General features: G+C 32.1%; 16 protein-coding genes and 1 pseudogene. 8 read left to right on the top strand and 9 right to left on the bottom strand.

Annotated elements, in window-relative coordinates:
- Positions 1-107: 107 nt before the first annotated feature.
- From pdhA to GM3709_RS07625, 4 genes are all read right to left on the bottom strand, one after another.
- Positions 108-1,142, bottom strand: coding sequence for a pyruvate dehydrogenase (acetyl-transferring) E1 component subunit alpha (gene pdhA / locus GM3709_RS07640; RefSeq protein WP_066117996.1), 1,035 nt, complete (start codon positions 1,140-1,142; stop codon positions 108-110).
- Positions 1,143-1,243: 101 nt separating this feature from the next.
- The gene (locus tag GM3709_RS07635; RefSeq protein ID WP_231937636.1) at positions 1,244-2,047 is read right to left on the bottom strand and encodes an NAD(P)-dependent oxidoreductase; all 804 of its coding nucleotides are present in this window, start codon (positions 2,045-2,047) and stop codon (positions 1,244-1,246) included.
- Complete coding sequence (locus GM3709_RS07630; RefSeq protein WP_066117993.1) at positions 2,016-2,960, bottom strand: NAD-dependent epimerase/dehydratase family protein; 945 nt, start codon at positions 2,958-2,960, stop codon at positions 2,016-2,018. The genes GM3709_RS07635 and GM3709_RS07630 overlap by 32 nt, the downstream gene beginning before the upstream one ends.
- Before the next feature lie 347 nt (positions 2,961-3,307).
- Entirely contained in the window at positions 3,308-4,327 is a 1,020-nt protein-coding gene (locus GM3709_RS07625; protein ID WP_066117991.1) for a hypothetical protein, read from the bottom strand.
- A gap of 509 nt (positions 4,328-4,836) precedes the next feature.
- Here GM3709_RS07625 and GM3709_RS07620 point away from each other — a divergent pair.
- From GM3709_RS07620 to cobJ, 3 genes are all read left to right on the top strand, one after another.
- On the top strand, positions 4,837-6,909 hold the full coding sequence (locus tag GM3709_RS07620; RefSeq protein ID WP_066117989.1) for a cation:proton antiporter: 2,073 nt from the start codon (positions 4,837-4,839) through the stop codon (positions 6,907-6,909).
- A gap of 137 nt (positions 6,910-7,046) precedes the next feature.
- Positions 7,047-10,064: an exonuclease subunit SbcC gene (gene sbcC, locus GM3709_RS07615; protein WP_066117988.1), complete on the top strand. Its 3,018-nt coding sequence runs from the start codon at positions 7,047-7,049 to the stop codon at positions 10,062-10,064.
- Positions 10,065-10,107: 43 nt separating this feature from the next.
- Entirely contained in the window at positions 10,108-12,048 is a 1,941-nt protein-coding gene (cobJ, locus tag GM3709_RS07610) for a precorrin-3B C(17)-methyltransferase (protein ID WP_066117986.1), read from the top strand.
- A gap of 66 nt (positions 12,049-12,114) precedes the next feature.
- Here cobJ and GM3709_RS20435 read toward each other — a convergent pair whose 3' ends face one another.
- Positions 12,115-14,274, bottom strand: a complete 2,160-nt coding sequence (locus tag GM3709_RS20435) for a Calx-beta domain-containing protein (protein ID WP_066117984.1) — start codon at positions 14,272-14,274, stop codon at positions 12,115-12,117.
- 587 nt (positions 14,275-14,861) lie between these two features.
- Between GM3709_RS20435 and GM3709_RS07600 the strand changes: the two genes are divergently transcribed.
- The 4 genes from GM3709_RS07600 to GM3709_RS07585 all read left to right on the top strand — a co-directional run bounded on the left by GM3709_RS07600 (position 14,862) and on the right by GM3709_RS07585 (position 18,984).
- A complete protein-coding gene (locus GM3709_RS07600; RefSeq protein WP_066117981.1) occupies positions 14,862-15,782 on the top strand; it encodes an NAD(+) kinase in 921 nt (306 codons plus the stop codon).
- Between the two features lie 303 nt (positions 15,783-16,085).
- Positions 16,086-16,595, top strand: a complete 510-nt coding sequence (locus GM3709_RS07595; protein WP_144439421.1) for a hypothetical protein — start codon at positions 16,086-16,088, stop codon at positions 16,593-16,595.
- A gap of 265 nt (positions 16,596-16,860) precedes the next feature.
- Complete coding sequence (locus tag GM3709_RS07590) at positions 16,861-18,102, top strand: FIST N-terminal domain-containing protein (protein WP_066117978.1); 1,242 nt, start codon at positions 16,861-16,863, stop codon at positions 18,100-18,102.
- A 51-nt stretch (positions 18,103-18,153) separates the two neighbouring features.
- Positions 18,154-18,984: an HAD-IIB family hydrolase gene (locus GM3709_RS07585; protein WP_173645707.1), complete on the top strand. Its 831-nt coding sequence runs from the start codon at positions 18,154-18,156 to the stop codon at positions 18,982-18,984.
- 86 nt (positions 18,985-19,070) lie between these two features.
- Here GM3709_RS07585 and GM3709_RS07580 read toward each other — a convergent pair whose 3' ends face one another.
- The 3 genes from GM3709_RS07580 to GM3709_RS07570 all read right to left on the bottom strand — a co-directional run bounded on the left by GM3709_RS07580 (position 19,071) and on the right by GM3709_RS07570 (position 20,428).
- A complete protein-coding gene (locus tag GM3709_RS07580) occupies positions 19,071-19,442 on the bottom strand; it encodes a hypothetical protein (RefSeq protein WP_066117973.1) in 372 nt (123 codons plus the stop codon).
- Positions 19,443-19,587: 145 nt separating this feature from the next.
- Positions 19,588-19,905 carry a YtxH domain-containing protein gene (locus GM3709_RS07575; RefSeq protein ID WP_066117971.1) on the bottom strand — a complete coding sequence of 106 codons (318 nt, stop codon included), beginning with the start codon at positions 19,903-19,905 and terminating at the stop codon, positions 19,588-19,590.
- A 40-nt stretch (positions 19,906-19,945) separates the two neighbouring features.
- Positions 19,946-20,428, bottom strand: coding sequence for a thioesterase family protein (locus GM3709_RS07570; RefSeq protein WP_066121810.1), 483 nt, complete (start codon positions 20,426-20,428; stop codon positions 19,946-19,948).
- 161 nt (positions 20,429-20,589) lie between these two features.
- On the opposite strand from GM3709_RS07570, the gene GM3709_RS07565 reads away from it, so the two are divergent.
- A complete protein-coding gene (locus tag GM3709_RS07565; protein ID WP_066115324.1) occupies positions 20,590-21,855 on the top strand; it encodes an IS701 family transposase in 1,266 nt (421 codons plus the stop codon).
- A gap of 44 nt (positions 21,856-21,899) precedes the next feature.
- On the opposite strand, the pseudogene GM3709_RS07560 reads toward GM3709_RS07565, so the two are convergent.
- Positions 21,900-22,259, bottom strand: a pseudogene (locus GM3709_RS07560) (ARC6/PARC6 family protein); the annotation flags it as partial.
- Positions 22,260-22,266 lie beyond the last annotated feature (7 nt).

The following is a 22,266-nucleotide window of genomic DNA, read 5'->3' as shown; positions in this document are numbered from 1 at the left end:
GAATAAGTAATCAATTACTAATGTTTATCAGAAATTTAACTTCACAATAAGCTGATAACTAATAGCTAATTGCTAATTAACTATTTTCTTAATTTCAGTAAGATAACCTAATCTTCAGCAAAAATATAACGATACAATTCACTAGGATCTGGTTCTGGACTGGATTCTGCAAATTCCACCGCTTCTTGAATAGTTTCTTCTACTTTTCGATCGATTGCGTCTAGTTCTGCTTGAGTTACAATATTATTCTCAGTTAAGTATTTAGCAAATTTAATGATAGGATCTCTAGCATTCCAAAATTCTTTTTCTTGGGGATCTCTTAATTCATCAGGATCGGCTAAAGAATGCCCTCTAAAACGATAGGTTAAGGCTTCTATAAGGGTGGGACCTTCTCCTGCCCTAGCACGTTCGATCGCCTTTTTAGCAACATCTCTGACGGCTAATAAATCCATCCCATCTACTTCATAACCTTCCATATTAAAAACACTAGCTTTTTTATAAATTTCTGGTTGAGAAGTCGCCCGTTCGTGAGCCATGCCGATCGCCCATTTATTATTCTCTACAACATAAAGAATCGGTAGTTTCCATAATGCGGCCATGTTCAGACACTCAAAAAATTGACCATTATTACTAGCACCATCTCCAAAAAAACAAACCGTTACTTGATCAAAATCTTTATCACCTAAAGCTAAACGACGATACATACTTTGATAAGCCGTTCCTGTGGCGACGGGGATTCCTTCTGCGACAAACGCATAACCACCTAACAACTTATGCTCTGCTGAAAACATATGCATTGAACCACCACGTCCTTTACTACATCCTGTCGCTTTCCCAAAAAGTTCTGCCATGACTTCTTTTGCAGGAACTCCACTACTTAAAGCGTGAACGTGATCTCGATAGGTACTACATACATAGTCATAATCAGGTTTGAGAGATTTAACAATACCGCTAGATACTGCTTCTTGTCCGTTGTAGAGGTGAACAAATCCGAACATCCTACCACGATAGTACATTTCAGCACACTTATCTTCAAATAAGCGACCTAAAACCATATCTTCATAATAAATTAAACTTTCTTCTTTACTAATTTGAACTGTGGAATAATCAAATTTAGGCAGAGTTCTTTCTTTTGTTGTCATAGTTCTTTACTTTAATTATTAATAATTTATTATTAGCTATCAGTGAGTAATTAGCAATGAATAATTAACCATTGAGCAGAATATCTAATGGTTTCATTGGTTTATTTTTTTGTCGATTTTACAAAATCAATTACGGTTTCATGGGTAGAAGGTATATTGACTATAGATTGAATTTTATCGATCGAAACCTCATAACAAACAGGAGGAATATTCAAATTTACTGTCACCTTACTTTTAGTTAAATCAATAATCTCCTGTAATTTAACTAAACTATTACCACAAAGATTAAAAACTTCCTTAGTATATCCCTGTTTGATAATCTCCATGACGATTTGTGCGGCTATATCAGTGTGAATGTACTGCAATTGGCTTTGTGGATGCAACCAAAGTTTGTCCTCTTGCAAAATATCAAAAATGGCGTTTTTTTTCAAACCTTCTCCGACAAATCCTCCCATACGAAAGATTAACCAGTCTGAATGACAGTGACGCACACATTGTTCAGCTAAATATTTATGAAAACCATAAGGACTTTGTTGTGAAATGTCAATCATCGTATCTTCTTTTGTTGATTCGGGAGTTGAACAATCAGGATAAACGTCACAAGAAGACAAAAATATATACTTTTTCGCTGGAAAATCTATTAACGATCGTCGCACAGAACGGACAGACTCATCAAATTCTAGTAAAGGATTTTCTTTAGCCAAAAATTTCTTGGAATTACCATTAGCGTTGATTAATAAATCACATTCTGTACCGATATTATCTTGATAATTAGCTCTATTTATGATTAAATAATCAAGACTATTTTTCTGACAATAACGAGCATAAGCTGAACCAACAAAACCTTCTCCACCAATAATAATAATTTTCAAATTAGAGTCTAATTCCATCGGTTTGATTTTCATAATTTTTACTTAACCATGTAAAAGTTTTTTCTAAACCTTCTTTTAAATTAGTATCACAAGATAACCCTAAAGAATTTAACTTAGTAACATCAAAAATTTTAACCATTTGTCCATCAGGTTTAGTGGTATCCCAAGTTAATTTACCTTCAAAACCAGTAGTTTCTTTAACTAATTCAGCTAATTCTTTAATTGGTGTAGTTGTACCAGAAGAAATATTGATCGGCTCACTAGAATCATAATTTTCAATAAAATAAGGTATAACTTTTGCCACGTCTTGAGCATAAACAAAATCTCTTTTAGGAGTACCACTTCCCCACATAGAAACTTCTTCTAATTGATTTAACTTCGCTTCATAAAAACGACGAATTAACGCAGGTACAACATGAGATTCATTATTCCGAAAATTATCATATTCCCCATATAAATTACCCGGAATTAATACAACAGAATTTAAACCATATTGAGTACGATAAGATTGAGAAGCAACAATACCCATTTTTTTTGCACTAGAATAACCAGCGCTTTCTTTTTGAGGATAACCTTGCCACATTTGGGACTCATCAATAGGAGAAGTAGCAGTTGCAGGGTAGCTACACCCTCCCATTGTGTAAATCATTTTTTTTACATTAAATTTGGCGGCTTGTTCAAAGACCAAAGCAGTTAAAAGAGTGTTACGATAATAAAAATCTGCAGGGTAAGCTCTATTCGCTCCAATTCCCCCTGAATAAGCAGCTAAATGTATTAATATTTCAGGATGTAAGTCTTCAAACATTTTGATAACTTCAAGAGGATTCATCAAGTCATAATTTTGAGAGGATAAACCGATGATTTCTGCTTGAGGATATTCTTTTTTTAGTTGAGGTAATAGATGTCTGCCTAAAAAGCCACTCGCGCCAGTGACGACTATTTTCATACTTTAATGATTATTTTTGAGTGTGTAACAAATTCTAATCTAATATACCTGACTTTGGGATTAATCTAAAATGAGTCAAGGAAATTTCAGATAGAAGCAAAAACTCACGTTTTACCTATTCTCGCCAATTTATCTTGGAGTATGTGTGAGTTAATAACTAATGTTACGCACTTTTAGCAAAATCTATAAATAATTCGACTTATAATTATTGTCAATAAAAAAATTGTTTCAATCTTAATTGAAATAACTATAACAATCTTCAAAGAGTCGTAAATTGATTAGGTTATCAAAAAACAATAAAACCGTTATAAATCTATAATTTAACATCTGAAACCTAACATTTTCAATTATATGTATTTTGTCAAATAACTGGTATTCAAATAATCATGATAGCTTTTGTACAGATCAAATCCAGCTAACCTTACTTTAAAATAAGGGGGATGATAGTATTGATCACTAGGATATTTTTCCCGAAAATTAATAATATAAGAGTAAGTTTTTTCCCATTTACTTAAATAACTTAAAAAAAGTTGAAATTGTGAATAATATTGTTCATATTTATAGCTGAGGGTTATATATTGCAAAATTCCAGAAATAATTAAAAAATCTTCCCCTTCTTCTTTTTTTATTTTGATAATTTTAGTGGCGATTTCTTTTAGTTCATTTTCGTTATTTTTAACTAACAAAACAAAACATTTTAGTTCCTCAATATCATGTTTTATATTGTAATCAATAAACTCTTTAATTTTTTTCAGGAGTTCCCATTTCTCAATTCTGTTAATTTTAATCTGATAAAAGATATTTAACAGGTGAGGAGATTCGGAAAGAGCAAATAAATATTTTGTATAAACACTGATGGTTACTTGTTCTTTTTCTTGATCAACTTGTGTCTGAAAATACTGTTTTAACTTTCTTAATTTTTCTTGAAAAATTAGCTTATTAGGTTGTTGTTTAATTAATTCAAGACATTGATGATAAAATTCTAAAAAAGTGCTATCATTATATTCTTTTTCTATTTCATTTAATTTGATAAAAACATCTAAATTATCTAATAAAGGTTTAAAAAATTCTTTACCTACTATAAAATAATGTTTTTTATGCTGATAATATCTATCTAAATAACTTTGAATTCTCGCATAAGCCAAAAAATCTTTACTGGCAAATTTCTCGTTGAATAAGGCTTTAAGAGTTAAATTAATATTTTCTGTTTTTTCGATCGCACTATTATAAAGAGTTAAATATTCTGGGGGAATATTAATGCGCAAAGATTGACCGAAAAGATAATCAATGAGAGTTTTTTCTCCCAATAGGGGACGATTCCACCAAGGTTTATCCAATTTCTCCTCTAGTGTTAATTCTGCTTCCATAATCTCGTCCTCATTTTGAAGAATATTTCTCTATATCCACGATCATAATGTCTTTTTTTTATTAAACAATCAGTATATTTCGGTATTTTTCTGAAAAATGTTATTAATTATAATTTTGAGTGTTTACCTTTTTTTTAACTACTTAGATGTTTTCTTTTAAAAGTTTATTCTTAAATAAAACTGATTAAGTAAGATTTATTCTTAAAATTAGGTATCAAAGGAAAAAAATTTTTTAATAAGGATGAAAAAAAGATTTTTAAGTAATAAGTAATAAGTAAGAGTTAATAGGTAAGAACTTATTCAATGATGGGTAGATAGAAAAAATAAATATTGATACAATTAATTTTGCTATATTAGAAAGACTATAACATACATTTGAAATTCAAATTTTAGGAGAATATTTTTTTAGTAAATCGTATCTTTTTTTCTAAGAAATGTCTTTAAATCTTTGATTGGTAAAAAATTTAAGTATGATATAAAAGATTTAACCCGATCGAATTTTAATATTCATGGAACAATTTTTTAAGGCAATTCCCGATAGTCCCCTCATTACATTTACAATTCTTTTATTGGTAATTGTCACCATTCCCCCCATTTTTGAAAAAATTAAGTTACCGGGGTTAGTCGGTTTATTGGTAGCTGGTGTTATTTTTGGTGGCGAAGGCTTAGGATTACTCGATGAGAAAAGTGAATCTGTCAAACTATTAGCTGACATCGGCAAAATTTATTTAATGTTTGTCGCAGGGTTAGAAATTGATTTGGATGACTTCCATAAGAGTAAAAATCGTTCTCTGACTTTTGGGTTTTGTACTTTTATTGTTCCCCTTATAATTGGTACTTTAATCGGTTTAACCTTTAATATGGGATTAAATTCCTCTATTTTACTCGGTTCTCTTTTAGCTTCTCATACTCTTTTAGGTTATCCGATCGTAAATCGCTTGGGAGTTGTGGGTAACGAAGCGGTGGTGATTACCATTGGAGCAACTATTTTTACTGATATAGGCGCTTTATTGGTGTTAGCTATCTGTGTATCTATTCATGGGGGAGAGTTTACTGTCGGTACTCTTATTTTTCAAATCGGAAGTTTAGTTTTATATTGTGCTGGAGTATTGTGGGGCATTGATAAAGTAGGAAAGGAGTATTTTAGACGTACAGGAGATGAAGAAAGTAATCAATTTTTGTTCGTGTTATTGGCAGTATTTTTGGCTTCCGTCGGCGCACAATTAATCAATGTAGATAAAATTGTTGGTGCATTTTTGGCCGGTTTAGCCATCAATGATGTAGTAGGAAAAGGGCCGGTTAAAGAAAAAATTGAATTTGTCGGTAGTACTTTATTTATACCTTGTTTTTTCGTCTCGATCGGGCTTATTCTAAACATATCAGGTTTTATTTCAACTTTAAGCCAAGAATTTGCTCTTACCGTTGCTATTGTAGGAGGATTATTTATTGCAAAATTTTTAGCAGCACTTATCCCCAAATTACTCTATAAATATAGTTGGGATCAATGTTTAACAATGTGGTCATTGTCATTACCTCAAGTAGCGGCAACTTTAGCGGCAACTTTAGTCGGAGTGGAAGCGGGTTTATTATCGGATGCGGTGTTTAATGCCGTAATTGTGATGATGTTAATCACTTCTGTGACGGGGCCTATTTTAACCGGAAAATATGCTCGTAATTTATTTCAGCCTGATGTCGATGTTTCTTTGATCCAACCTGTCAATATTTCTGAAAAAGAAGAAGTATCCGTCATAGGATCTCAATCTATTTTTACCGTGGTTGTACCTATTTCCAATCCTCAAACGGAAAAAATGTTGATCGAAATCGGTTCAATTTTAGCTCGTTCTGAGTCGGGATTAGTGATACCTTTATCTATTGTAAAAGCTCATGTCCATATGGATGAGCCAGAGTTAAATATTGGATTACGAAACGGGAATAAACTATTAACAAGAGCAATACAATATAGTGAGCCATTTCAAGTATCTGTTAAGCCCGTTATTCGTATTGACGATGATTTAGCGGAAGCTATCAGTCGCACAGCAAGAGAAAACCAAGCTAATCTAATTGTGATGGGATGGAGTGCTAATAGTACCATTCAAGCTCGTTTATTTGGTAATTTAATTGATAATGTATTTTGGTCTTCTCATTGTCCTGTGGCTGTCATGCAACTTTTAGATGATCCTATTAATATCCATCAAATTCTTGTACCTGTTAAAAATATAGATCAAAAAACTCTTAATACCATTCGTTTTGCGTCTATTTTTGCCAGTAGTAATAAAGCTAGTATAACTCTGCTTCATGTCCACGATCGAAAAGTTACTAAAAATCAAATTGACATCTTTAAATCTGCCTTAAATATTGCTATTGAAAAGATAGCTTCTCAAATATCTGTTACAATCAAAACATTACGTTATCCAAATCCTGCCCAAGCCATTCTACACACTGCGGAAAAATATGATTATGATCTTGTTATATTAAGATCTGTCCGCCGTCGTACTGCTGGAGGTTTAGCCGTTAGTGACGTTACCACAGAAGTAATGCAACAAATTACTCGATCGGTTATCATTTTTGGCGAACCACAATAAGAAGCAATGAGTAATAAGTAGTGAGTAATGACTACTTCAAGAATTTTGAGTTCAATTTATTACACGGTGAATTTATTGATTAATCTTTAACCGTTAATCCTTAATCCCTAACCCCTAACTTCTAATCCCTAATTGTTATGATTCCGAGAAAGTTAACCCTTAAAAATTTCTTAAGTTATCGATCGACAAATCTAGATTTTAATGGGCTTCACACTGCCTGTATTTGTGGTGCAAATGGTGCCGGAAAATCATCTCTTTTAGAGGCTATTACTTGGGTTGTTTGGGGTAAAACTCGTACCGTTAGTGATGATGATATTATTCATTTAGGAGAGAAAAATACAAGGGTGGACTTTGAGTTTATTTATAATAAAGAATATTATCGTATTATTCGTACTCGTCAGCGTAAGGGAAGTGGGACTTTAGATTTTCAAATTGTTAGTAGTAATGGTTATAAATCTTTATCAGGAAAAGGTTTAAAAGATACCCAAGATAACATTTTAAATTGTTTGAAAATAGACTATGATACCTTTATTAATTCTGCTTATTTAAGACAAGGTAGAGCCGATGAATTTATGTTGCGAAAACCAGCAGAAAGAAAAAAAATTTTAGCGGATTTATTAAAATTAGAACAATACGAAAAATTGGCAGAATCAGCAAAAGATTCAGCTAAACAATATAAAATTAGAAGTGAAGAAATAGCTCGAAATTTAGAAGATATTTTAAGTCAACTAGAAGAAAAACAAGCTATAAACTTAGAATTAGAAAATACTGAAAAAGATTTACAATATCTTCAGCTTAAGGAAGAAGAAAAATCTATTAAACTTAAAGAAATTAATTTACTTCATAGTCAAAGAGATTCATTGCATGATCGAGTATTATGGCAAAGGAATCAATTGGATAATATTATTCAACGTATCAAGACTTTAGAAACGGAAAAAATGGGCGTTGATGAGGAGATTAATAAGTTAAATATTATCCTCGAACAAAAAAGTATTATCACGGAAAAATATCAAGACTTACAAGATTTAAGAGTTGAAGATCAGCAGTTAAACGATCGATTTCAAATTTATCAGAATTTGTTGACTAAAAAACAGAAATTAGAAGAAAATTTAAGGGAAGAAAGTAATAACTTAATTCTTAATATTCAAAAAGAAAAAACTAACCTTGAAAACTTAATCAAACAACAGGAAGAACTAGAAAAAATTGTTATAAAAACAGGAGATTTAACAACAGAAATTCAAGCCCTAAAAATGTGTCGAGAAAGATTAAAACAATTAGATGAGATACAAAAAGATATTGTACCTTTTTTACAACAACAACAAAATTTGAAAACTGCTTTAGAAAGAGAGTTAGCAAAATTAGAAATGGAATTAGAAAGAATTAAACAGGAGGAAATGAATTTACACGTAAAATTAGCAGAAGTTCCCAAAAAAAGACAAGATTTTTTTAACTTAGAAAAACAACTTAAAGAATTAGAAAATAAAAAAAATTATCAAAAAAGAGTCCAAGAAAAAGGAGAAAGTCAAAAAAGTTTAATTGAAATTTATTTGAATAATCAAAAAACTATTGAAAAACAAATAGAAAAATTACATCAAAAACTTGATATTTTAAATCAAGATCATGCTGTGTGTCCATTGTGCGATCGAGAATTAGACGACAATCATTTAACTCATGTAATCATGAAAACAAGAGAAGAAGAAAAACAGTTAGAATCAGAATCTTGGCATTATAAAACAGAAAAAAGAAACTGTGAAAGAGAGTTAGAAAAATTAAGGCTTGAGTACGGAAAATTAAATCAAGAATTAGTCAATGAAAATATTTTAAAACAAAGTTATATTAAATTAGAAAATCAATTAGATTCCATTGAAGATATATATAATCAATATGAGAAAAATCAAGCAGAAAAAGAAAAGTTAACACAGTTATTAACTAGCGGTAATTATGCTCCAGAAATTCAACAACAATTATTAGAAATTCAAAACACGATCGAATCCTTTAATTATAATGAGAAAGATCATGCTTTATTAAGACAAGAAGAATCAAATTTAAGAAAAGTAGAATATCAACAGTTAAAAATAAAAGATGTCCAGAATGACTTAAATAAATTATTGAAACGAAAACCAGAATTAGATAACAAAATCAATGAGTTAGAATTAGAGTTTAAAAAACTTACTGAAAATTCTTCTTTACAATTAAAAATTAATGAAATTAACAGGGAAATTCAAGAGATTAATTATGATAGTAATTATCATCAAAATATTCGACAAAATTTACAACAATTACAATCTTATGAATTTCAATATTTACAATTACAAGAAGGAAAAAAACAACATCCTCAATTAGAGAAAAAGTTACAACAATTAACCACTAATTTAGACAACTATCAACAAGAAAAATTAACTACCGAAACAGAGTTAAAAGCTATTGAAGAACAGTTATCTTCTTTGAAAGATTATAGTTTAGAGTTACAGACTTTACAGCAACAATGGGAACAATATCGCAAAAATATTGATGATTTATTTAGAAAAAAAGGTGGTTTAGAGCAGTCTTTAGCTACTTTAAAAGATAGAGAAAAAGATCGACTAAAACTAGAAAAAATTTTAGAAGAATGTCAGAAAAACTATAGAATTTATCAGGAATTAAGTATCGCTTTTGGCAAAAACGGTATTCAGTCTTTGATGATTGAAAATATTTTACCTCAGCTAGAAACAGAAGCAAATAATCTTTTAGCTCGTTTGACAGGAAGTCAGTTACATGTTCAATTTTTAACCCAAAAACCGAAAGCCCGAAGCAGTAAATCTGCTTCTTTGAAAGATACTTTAGATATTATCATAGCCGATAGTCAAGGAACTCGATCGTACGAAACTTATTCTGGTGGTGAGGCATTTCGCATCAATTTTGCCATTCGTTTAGCAATATCCCGCATTTTAGCCCAAAGATCTGGCACTCCCTTACAATTACTCATTGTAGATGAAGGTTTTGGTACTCAAGACAGCGAAGGATGCGATCGTCTTATTGCCGCTTTAAACGCCATTGCGGAAGACTTCGCTTGTATATTGACCGTAACTCATATGCCTCAATTTAAAGAGGCATTTCAAACAAGAATCGAGGTATATAAAACCGAAGAAGGCTCAAAAATTAGACTTTCTACCTAACTTTAAAATATACTTTGCTATAGCCTATTAATTATTTATCAATATGTCCATTCTTTTTACTGATTTTTCTCCCCTCAATTTTATTACTGTTACTGAAAAAAATGCTATTCAATTACAATCTTTAGTTAAAATTAGTGAGGGTATTTTATGGTTACCAGAAAAGTTAAAAATTTCTGAAAAATTGGTAAATTTACAGCCTAATTCAACTCTAAAAAATACGAAATATTATCATGAATCTTTGTCTCAACATTTAGCTAACATTTGGGAAAATTCTGAAGGTATTATCTTTAGTTTAACGATCGGTGCAGTAGTTCGTTTAGTTTCTCCTTTATTGACAAACAAAAAAAAAGATCCAGCAATCATAGTTATCGATCCTCACACTAAATATGTTATTAGTTTACTCGGTGGTCATCAAGCTAATGCAGATAAATTAACAGAATTAATTGCTCATCAATTAGATGCAAAAGCAATAATTACCAGTGCATCTTATAATCTTAATTTACCCTCGATCGACACTTTTGGCAATATATTTGGTTGGCAAAGAGGAAAAGGAAATTGGACAGAAGTTAGTATAAATATTGCTCGTAATTTACCTACTTTAATTAGACAAGATTTAGGTTTAAATTGGTGGCAAAATTCTTTACCTTCTTCTCATCCTTTTATTTTTGAAAATACCAAAGATTCTAAATCTATAATAAGAGAAAATACAGAGAAAGCAATGGTATATATTGGAGCAGAAAAACCTCCTAATATTGATATTCCTTGTGTGAGTTGGCATCCTCGTATTTTGTGGGTTGGTATCGGTTGCGAAAGAGATACTTCTCCCTCTTTGATAGAATCTGCGGTTACACAAGTATTGGATAAGTATAATTTAGAACGAAAATCCATTGCATCTTTAGCTACGATCGATCTAAAAAAAGATGAATTAGGAATTTTAATGTTAGGAAAAAAATGGGGTTTAGCTTTACATACCTTCACGGCGGAAGAATTAAACTCAGTAGCGGTGCCTAATCCATCAAGCATTGTTAAAGAAGAAGTTGGTACACCTAGTGTAGCCGAGGCATCGGCTTTAAAATCGGCACTTTTGCCTAATTTAAGAGAAAATCAACAAAAATCACCTCATTTGATTGTGCCGAAACAAATTATACGTCAAGAAGGGGAAAAGGGTGCAGTAACAGTAGCGATCGCTCGATCAAATGTAGAATATAATCCAAATAAGGGTAAATTATATCTTATTGGTACTGGTCCCGGAAGCATTGAATATTTAACTTCGGTGGCAAAAACCGCCTTGAGGGAAGCCGATATTATCATCGGTTATAGTTTATATATTGATTTGATTAAAAGTTTATTACGTCCTGAACAAATTATCGAATCCTCTCCGATTACTCAAGAAAGACAAAGAGCAGAAAGAGCGATCGAGTTAGCAAAATGGGGATTGAAGGTAGCAGTAATTTCTTCAGGTGATTGCGGTATTTATGGTATGGCAGGGCTTGTTTTAGAAATTTTGCAAAATCAGAACTGGGATGGAAAACAGCCACCTGTAGAAGTATTTTCTGGAATAACTGCAATGCAAAGTGTGGCGGCGAAAATTGGTTCACCGTTAATGCACGATTTTTGTGCCATCAGTTTGAGTGATTTATTAACCCCTTGGGAAGTTATCGAAAAGCGCATCACCGCCGCCGCTTCTGCTGATTTTATCACGGCTATTTACAATCCTCGATCGCAAACTCGTACTCAACAAATTATCACGACTCAAAAGATTTTCTTAGAATATCGTAAACCCCATACTCCAGTAGCGATCGCTCGTTCTGTTACCAGAGATGACGAAAATATTATTATAACGACTTTAGGAGAAATGTTGAACCACTCGATCGATATGGTAACAACGGTGATTATCGGTAATAGTAGTACAAAACGTTATCATGATTTACTAATTACTCCCAGAGGCTATTTAGCATCCCCTGAATTAAGCAATGAACCATAAAATAATCTGAATGAAATCTTAAGTTATTACTCAGCTTACATTCTACTTTTTGTAACAGGAAAATTATTAATTCCCCACAAAAATACTATTATTAGTTAGGGCTAAACCAGTATTTAAAACGGCAAGACGTAACCCACTAGCAATTCCACTACCATCTTCATCGAATAATAAAAAGCCTGTTGAACTATTATAGATAAAACGTTGATCTGTGTTTGTTGCTTCAGTCCCAATCACAAACTGATCTGAACTGAGGTTAACATTGGGGGTTAAATCTCCTCCAAAACCTGATGCAGAAATCACAATTTTATCATCCTGTTCTACGGAAAAACTAAAAATTCTGTCTATTCTTTGACTAAGATTATTAAACACAAATCGATCGCTTCCAACTCCTCCTTTTAAGAAATCTTTATGTTTCCCACCGATTAAAATATCATCTCCATCACCACCAACTAAAACATCATTACCAGCAAATCCTTGCAAAGTATCATTACCAGCAAATCCTTGTATGGTTTCATTTCCTGTTCCTCCCACAAGGTTATTATTATTCTCATCACCTAGAATTAATAAACTATCATCATTGATAATACCTCCTTCTCCTTGACTTTTTGTGATGGTGGCGTTAGTGGCATTGGTAAGATTAACAAAAAAGGTTTCATTACTTTCAGGGGTTACATCACCATTAATCTCGACGGTAATAGTTTTAGTGGTTTCATCCGTGTCAAAAGTTAAAATACCACTTTGGGCGATATAATCTTTTCCTGCCAGTGCCGTACCATTAGCCGTCGCATAATTAACAGTAATAGGATCAAACGCAGTATCTGTGCGAGTCACAGTAAAAACAGCATTAATCGTACCACTATTACCTTCGGTTATACTCACATCATCAATGGCAAGGGATGGAAAATCATCATTAATAATAGTACCTTGTCCTTCACTTTCCGTTATAGTTCCATTAGTTGCATTAGCAAGATTAACGAAAAAAGTTTCATTAGCTTCTACCGTTGTATCACCATTAATCTCGACGGAAATAGTTTTAGTTGTTTCATTATTAGCAAAGGTTAAAGTACCCGTTTGAGCAATATAATCACTTCCAGAGTTAGCGGTATTATCAGCAGTCGCATAATCAACAGTAATACTTTCAGTATAACTCCCAGAAACAGTCACGGTAAACACGGCGTTAGTAGTTCCGCTATTATCTTCAGTAATAGTTACATCATCAATGGCAACACTTGGTGAAATAGAAGTTAAGTCAAGAAAATAAACCTGTCTTGTCGTGCCATCAGAGCCAAACCAAACAATATTATCTCCAGATATTCGAAGACCAGAATCATTAGTATCATTATCAGTTAACTGAGCAATGGTAGTTCCATCATAAAAGAAAATTTCAGAGTCATTACCATCATCACCTTGCCAAACAACATTATTACCTGATATTTGAGGGGAAAAATCATCAGTATCATTATCGGTTAACTGACTAACCGTAGCTCCATCATAAAAGAAAATTTCACCATCATTACCATCATAATCTGCCCAAACAACTTTATTTCCTGATATTTCGGGAGGAATCTCGCCATAATAATAATTATCGTCTAATTCAATCGTTGTGGTTCCGTTATAAAAGAGAATGTTTGAATCGTCAAATCTATAATTGTACCAAGCAATATTATCACCAGATATTCGAGGAGAATAATCATAAAAATCGTCATTGGTTAATTGAGTAGTAGTGATTCCGTCATAAAAGAAAATTTCTGAGTATGCGTCAGTATAACCTTCCCAAACAACATTATTACCTGATATTCTTGGATTATCATCCCAAAAATCATTATTAGTTAACTGAGTAATAGTTGTTCCGTCATAAAGAAAAATTTCAGCATCTTGATCGTTACCCCCTTCCCAAACAATATTATTACCTGATATTTGTGGAGAAAGATCATTAATATCATTATCAGTTAACTGAGTAATAGTAATTCCGTCATAAAGGAAAATTTCAGCGTCTGTATCGACATATTGCGACCAAACAATATTATTACCTGATATTTCTGGCTCCTCCTCATAAATATTATTATTGGTTAATTGAGTAGTGCTAGTTCCGTTATAAAAGAAAATTTCTAAACTTGTACTACCTTGTTGTTGCCAAAGAACATTATTACCAGATATACGGGGGGTATAAAGTTGATCCCCACTACCTATTACTTTCACGCTATTTTCGATATTTAATTTGATCATAAATTTTGTCACCACCTATAATGGAGGTTTTATTTTTTATTCATCAACATTATATCCTCTAGATCTATATATTAAAGTAAGTATTTACACTGGTTTATTGATCAAATTTTAATAATCATAATTATATTTACAGAAAAATATATTATAAGTTAACCATTCTTTGTAAATTAAAATAAACATCTTATTTAATAAACTTTTTAAAATACACTTTAACCATTTACGATCGTTGTTATGACTATCATTAACGTCTTGAAGAATTTTATTTCTATTTTTTAAAATCAACATAAATTTAAACAAAACATTCCTTTAAAAATAATGAAACTATTTATTATTAACATACTAATTCTAAATAACTTATAACAAAAAATTGATTATTAATTCTAAAATGTTAAAATGGTTATTGGTTGTTAAAATTTAACAATCAACTCCTTTTGATGACTTCTTTTTAGACAACCTAAATAGAATTGTTATTTTATATAAAAATTTGTAAACTGTTTTGTAATAAATCTTTAGAGATTAAAATATTAATGAAAAAGATGAGATTAGGATAAACTGAATAAAATAAAGCAAATTACATCAGAAAAATCGTGCGGTTAAAACAAGTAATTATTGCCTATAAAGCGGGAGATAAAAATAGTAAAGCATGGGCGGAAAGATGTGCAAAAGAATTGGAAGCCCGTCAATGTAAAGTATTATTAGGACCTAGCGGTATTAAAGACAATCCCTATCCTGTCTTTTTAGCTTCCGTTACTCAAACGATCGATCTAGGAATTATATTAGGGGGTGATGGTACTATTTTAGCCGCCGCTCGTCACCTAGCACCAGAGGGCATCCCCATGTTAGCGGTGAATGTGGGAGGACATTTAGGCTTTTTAACTGAACCTTTAACTCTTTTTCAAGATACAGAAGCTCTTTGGCATCGTCTCGAAAACGATTTATATGCAGTGGAAAGACGTATGATGTTAGAAGCTCAAATTTGGGAGAGAAATAAACAAGATATTGAACCCATCAGCGATCGATTTTTTTGCTTAAATGAGATGTGTGTCAAACCTGCTTGTTTAGATAGAATGCCTACTTCTATTCTGGAAATGGAAGTTGACGGAGAAGTAGTTGATCAGTATCATGGTGATGGTTTAATTGTCTCTACTCCCACTGGCTCAACTTGTTACACTGCTTCTGCTAATGGCCCTATTATACATCCGGGGATGAGTGCGATCGCTGTTACCCCTATATGTCCTTTAAGTTTATCTAGTCGTCCTCTATTATTACCACCTCGATCGATTGTTAGTATTTGGACACTAGGAGATTACGAACTGAATAATAAATTATGGATGGATGGAGTATTAGCCACTGCTATTTGGCCTGGGCAATGGGTAGCAGTTAAAATGGCAGATTTTCAAGCTCAATTTATTATTTTAAGAGAGTCCCATTCATTTTATCAAACTCTCCGAGAAAAACTACAATGGGCAGGTGCAAGAGTTTATTGTGAAAATAATCATCGCAATTAACAGTTAGATTTTTTTCAAATAATTGTATCCATATTCAAAATTTTTTTTGTGATAACTCTATCATTAATTACCTCAATCCAAGATAAAATTTATTGGTAATGATAAGATATTGGGTATTAGTTATTAGGTGAATAATGGAGAACAAATGCGTAATAATTGATTTGACTCTGATTAATTTAGCCAATTAATTGATGAAAGTCATAAGAAAATTAACCTCAAACCTACAACCTACTTATATCAAACATTCTTGGATCGAACTGAGGTATTAATTACTTAAATATGTAAATAATTAGGACACAATCAATGGTGAAATACTTATCAAAACCTTTCTTAATGGGTGCAACATTTTTGGCGATATTACCGATGGCTTTACCTGTCAAAGCAGAATACTTACCAGAGCAAAGACCGGGATTATGTAAAAATAAAGTTATGTACAGATACAATACAGATATTTCAGATGTACAAATAACCATGAAGAATATTACTGGAGAAAAAATTTATTGGTTAGTACAAAGCACTGGAAGAACAGGACATTGTATCTTCGATCGAAGTCATAATGTGATACGATTAGTAGTAGATAATCAGGAGCAAAATTTACCCGCCACGGGGGCAATTTACTGGAACTCTCAGTCTAATCAATGGATTGCACCAGACGGAGGTGTTTGTCATAGTTGTACCCCTGAAAATGGTTTTCCGACTCCACCCCAGATGATGAATGAATTCTTTTATCTACCTAATGAAAAATTGTGGTATGATGCCGATGGTCATTTATGTTCTAGTTGTACTCCACAAAATGGATTTCCGATTAAATAGGAGTTAGAAAGTGTGGCTTGTTTGAGATAAAATTTGACAATTTTCCGTCAAAAACTCCTTGGATTTCCCAGATTAAGACATTTACATCCACATCCTAAAAAAGTGATTTTAGGTATTTTACCCTCGCAAAAATCTGATAAATCAAATGGGATTATAATGACTTCAGATAAGAACGCAAATTTAATTGTATATTTGATCAAGACTAAGAATTTTAATTATCTACTATTCTTATTGTTCCATCTCGATCGATTAGGTTAAATATGTCATGTCAAATCAAATTCAGTGGGTTAATGCCTTATCTACCAACGCCTCTCTTGAAAAAGCGATTGATGAAGTCGTCACAAAAATTCAAGCTAAGTTAACAACTCAAGCCGATATAGGTATTGTTTTTATTTCTTCTGCTTTTGCTAGTGATTATCCTCGATTAATGCCCATTTTGTTAGAGAAATTTCCCTTGCCTTGTGTTATTGGTTGTGGAGGAGGAGGAATTATTGGCATGAAAAATGATTATCAACCAAAGGAAGTAGAAGGAAATCCTGCTTTAAGTTTGACTGTTGCTAGTTTACCTGATGTGGAAATTACTCCTTTTTATGTCAAGACACAAGATTTTCCTGATTTAGATAGCGCTCCTGATGAATGGTGGAATATGATTGGGGTAAGTATGGAAAAACAACCTAATTTTATTTTACTATCTGATTCTTTCTCTACGAAAATTAATGAATTATTAGAAGGGTTAGATTTCGCTTATCCCGGCACTATTAAAGTTGGCGGTTTAGCTAGTGCGAGTACTATGGGGGTTGGCAGTGGTTTATTCTATTTTAATGGACAAGAATCTGATCGATACTTTTTTTCTGAAGGTACTGTGGGAGTTGCTTTAAATGGTAATATCATGGTAGAGTCGATCGTAGCTCAGGGTTGTCGTCCTATTGGTAATATTTTTCAAGTTACTCAAGGAGAAAGAAATATTATTGTAGAAATGACAGATAATGCGGGGAATACTGACAACCCTCTAAAATTACTAAGAAAATTAATAGCAGATCTTAGTCCTGAAGATCAAGAATTAGCACAATATGCTCTTTTTATTGGTATTGCTAGAGATGAGTTTAAATTACAACTAAAAGCAGGAGATTTCTTAATCCGCAATCTTGTTGGGGTAGATCCGAAATATGGAGCGATCGCTGTAGGTGACAGAATTCGTCCGGGGCAAAGAATCCGTTTTCATTTAAGAGACGCAAAGGCTTCCGCCGATGATTTAGAAACTTTATTAACCAACTATTGTAACGATAAATCTGACTCTCGTTCTTCTGTGGGCGCATTAATGTTTTCTTGTATGGGTAGGGGAGAAGGTTTATATGGCAAACCGAATTTTGACTCTCAATTATTTCTCGATTATGTCACCGATATTCCCATTGCTGGTTTTTTCTGTAACGGTGAAATTGGACAAGTCGGAGGTAACACTTTCCTACATGGTTATACTTCTGTTTTTGGTATTTTTTCTCAACCTTAAATTGTTAAGCTAAAAACTTTTGATGTGAGTATTGATAAAATTGCTATATTTATGATGAATAAACTTTTAATTTGTACTGATTTAGATCGAACTTTAATTCCTAACGGTAGCGTACCTGAATCTCCTCAAGCTAGAAGTTTGTTTGCAGAATTTGTTTCTCAACCTCATATTACTTTAACTTATGTAACGGGTAGAGATAAAAAATTAGTACAAAATGCGATCGAAGAATATCAATTACCATTACCTAATTTTGTTATAGCTGATGTGGGCTCGACTATTTATCATATTGAGAATAGTCAATGGTTGAGGATAGAAGATTGGGATAATAACATAGCGATAGATTGGCAAGGAAAAAACTCCAGTGATTTAATTCCTCTTTTTGAAGATATTAAACAATGTCAATTACAGGAAAAAGAAAAACAAGGATTACATAAATTAAGTTATTATATGTCCCTTGATGAAGATAAAGAAATTATCCTCACTAAAATCAAATCACGATTGGAAAATGAAAGTTTAAAATCTAACTTAATTTGGAGTATAGATGAAGAAGAAAAGACTGGATTATTAGATATTTTACCTCAATCTGCAAATAAATATTATTCGATCGAATATTTGATGAAAAGTCAAAATTTCACCTTAGAAAATACTATTTTTTCAGGAGATAGTGGCAATGATTTAGATGTGTTAATTAGTCCGATTAAATCAATTTTAGTTGGAAATGCTTCTATCGAAGTCAAAGAAAAAATTAAATCTTATATCGAAACAATAAACTTAACAGATTCGATTTACATAGCCAAGGGTGAATATTTAACCATGAATGGCAATTACAGTGCAGGAATTTTGGAAGGAATTGCCCATTATTTTCCAAGGGTGAACTATTAAAATTATAGTAGAATTTCTCGCAAAGACAGCAAAGAAGCCAAACATCATTGTAACGGATTATCTGAACTTAATATAAGACATCGAACTCAGGTGTTATCGGTTTGCCATGTTTTAATACCTGCTTTTAAACCAGCCCAAAAACTACCACTTTTTATCTGAGCAATTTCTACTTGTTGTTTTGCTGTTACTAATGTTCGATCAATTTTTTTTACTGCCCCAGAAGCACTTTTTACACTATCTTTTACTTCCGTACTTAATTCTGTTAACTCTAAATTAGTCGCTTTAATTGCTTCTAAAGTATTAGGAAATTCTTGACTCAAAATATCAAATAATTTTTCTGCACTACGAGCTGCTCGACTCAATTCTTGGGCAACAGGAATAAGAGTAACTAATACCGCAGTTAAACTAACCGCTACTAAACAGATAGAAAATCCAAGCCAAAAAAGTGGTTCAGTCATAATTTGAGCAGAAGACAGGTTTTGAAAAGATAGTACAAAAGGAGAAAATTAGAAGTTAAGTTAGGAAGTAAGAGTTAATCAATAACCCACCATGTAATAAATTACACAGCTAACAGCGTAAGTCTGCTAAACCGACTAAAAATTATTATTTATTACTCATAGTCTGTTCTTTTTCTTTAGTATAATTTTGACTAGCTTCCACTCCAGCTACGATCGCATTTTTAAGACGATTAAGAGTATTATCCCATTTTTTTAGGGTAGATTGAGAAAGACGATTAGTATTTAATTGAACAGTAGAAGAAATATCCTGTGCCATTTCGGGTAATGCTTGAGCAGTTTTGCCTAAAATTTTACGATTTTCTTGTCCATTACGAGGACTAAACAATAGAGTTGCTATTGTTGCAATCGTACTACCCACAATTAAACCCACCATAAAATTAGCGTTTTTTTCTTCTTGACTCATAAAAAGTGCCTTTCTCCCACACAATCAAAAATAACAGTTTTTATAATTTTACAAGGGCATCTTTCAATAATGGTGGTAATTGTCGCATAATTTTACCCTTTTCTCGATCGATTCCCACTAAAGTAACTCTACCACTAACATAAATTAAAGGACAATCCGGTGAAGTAATTTGATAATCCCAATGAATTCTTACTCCGTGAACTTGATCCATTCGGGTTTTAACAATAGCATGATCTCCCATTCTGATAGATTGATGATAGCGCAGATTGACCTCAATCACAGGCAAATCACAACCCAAACTAACTAAATCGGCATAATTGATTCCGATGGATCTTAAACATTCTACCCTTGCTTCTTCCATCCATGTCAAATAATTACCATGCCAAACAATTCCTGCATAGTCAGTATGATGAGGATGGACAATAATTGGATACTCGAACCATTTTTCCGTAGTAGCTCGAAAACTATGATCTAATTCAATGGAGCTAGTCGGAGATAATTGAGGTGGATGTATTTGAGGCAATTTACTCTCCTCCGAATGTAATTTCACTAATTAATTATTGACTGTTAACGGTCAACTGTCAACTCAGTCTCCAATATTTTTACTATTACATAACGGTACTTAGACAAAACAATAACAACAATTAAGCTATAATTTTTACATCATATTGCTTTTAGGTCAAAATGAAAGAAATTACTTCTTCATCAATGCCCCCATGTTTCAATCGCTGGTGTGAAAAAATAGACCCAGTCTTAAAAACAAAGGCACAAAAACGAGAGTTTAGAAATTATTTGGGCGGTTTATTAGGAGATTCTCAAAGAAAAAATATAACTCAAATTGCCCATAATAATCTTGATATTACTTATCATAAATTACACCATTTCTTAACAGAGTCCACTTGGAATTATGATGAGGTAAATGATAAAAGATTAGAAATTATTGCATCCTGTCGTCAAACAAAAATTAGTCGATGTTTCTCCTTAATTATAGACGATTCAGGTCATCGTAAAAGTGGAAACTTTACTGACTGTGTGGGAAGACAATATATTGGTGAAATTGGCAAAACTGATAATGGTAATGTTATAGTCACTACTCACATTTATGATGGTGTGAGAAGTTTTCCTTTAGACGTTGAATTATATGAAAAAGCCGAAAATTTCCCTGAAGGAAAAGACGCTCCACAATTTCAGAAAAAACCAGACATTGCCTTTAATTTAATTGAAAAATGTTTAAATCGAAATTATTGTCCCCAAATAATTTTAATGGATGGTGGTTATGGAAACAATACTAATTTATTAGGCAAACTAGAAAAAAAGAATTTAAAATATATAGGAATTATTGCTAAAAATAGATTAGTAAAATTGGTAAAACAAGATTTTATCGAGTCTGAAAAAACCATAGCTGAAATAGCAAAATCATTACCCCAAGATAGTTTTGAAAAAATAAGAATAGGAAAAAATCGAGAAAAAACTCTTTGGGTAGCAACGATAAATATTGAATTATCAGCTTTGTCGGGAATAAAAACTGTAGCTATCGTCATGAATGCAGATACTTTTGAAAATTCCACAGATATTGATTATTTAATGACTAATGAAATAGGAGAAAAAGTGTGTGGAAATTGGATAGTAGAAACTTATACACAAAGAAATTGGATAGAAGTATTTTACCGTGAAATCAAGGGATGGTTAGGGTTATCACAATACCAAGTGAGAAATAAAAGAAGTTTAATGAGACATTTTATCTTGGTATTTTGTGCCTACACTTTTATTCAATGGCATCGTTTGACAGGAGGTTTAAGAAGACAATGGGGGAATAAACCGTTAAATACTTTTGCTGAGGCATTGGAAGCGTTTCGTAATGCTGTGTCTTTTCGCTTTTTTCAATGGTTAAAAGACAATGTGGAAGTATTTAGTTTATATAAAGCTAGTTTAGGGTTTATTTGGGCATAATTTTTGTCTAAGTACCGATAATAATAATCTCTCATATATTAAAGTTATTGTTGAGATAATTTACTCATTTCTTTGTTATAAATTTTCCAAATACCATTCTCTTTTTCAAACCAATAAGTAGCAGGTTGAGAATAACTTTTTGGTCTTCCATTACATCCAGCACTACTTGAACCATTTAAAGTTAATTTTTCTGATACTTTAACTGTTAAACTGGGTCTTATACCCTGATTATCAAAAGAAATAACATACTCAATATTAGAATAATCATAAGTATAATAACATCCATTTTGTTGCAACCAATCTATTGAACCTCCTGATTTAGTCGTTTTATCATATAATTCCCCTGTTGCTAATTCAGCGACTAAATCTTCATGAAATCTACCATCAAACATTGTTGATTTTGCCTCATAC

This window comes from Geminocystis sp. NIES-3709 (assembly GCF_001548115.1).
In the GTDB taxonomy this organism is placed as follows: domain Bacteria; phylum Cyanobacteriota; class Cyanobacteriia; order Cyanobacteriales; family Cyanobacteriaceae; genus Geminocystis.
This window is presented reverse-complemented; position numbering and strand designations above follow the sequence as displayed.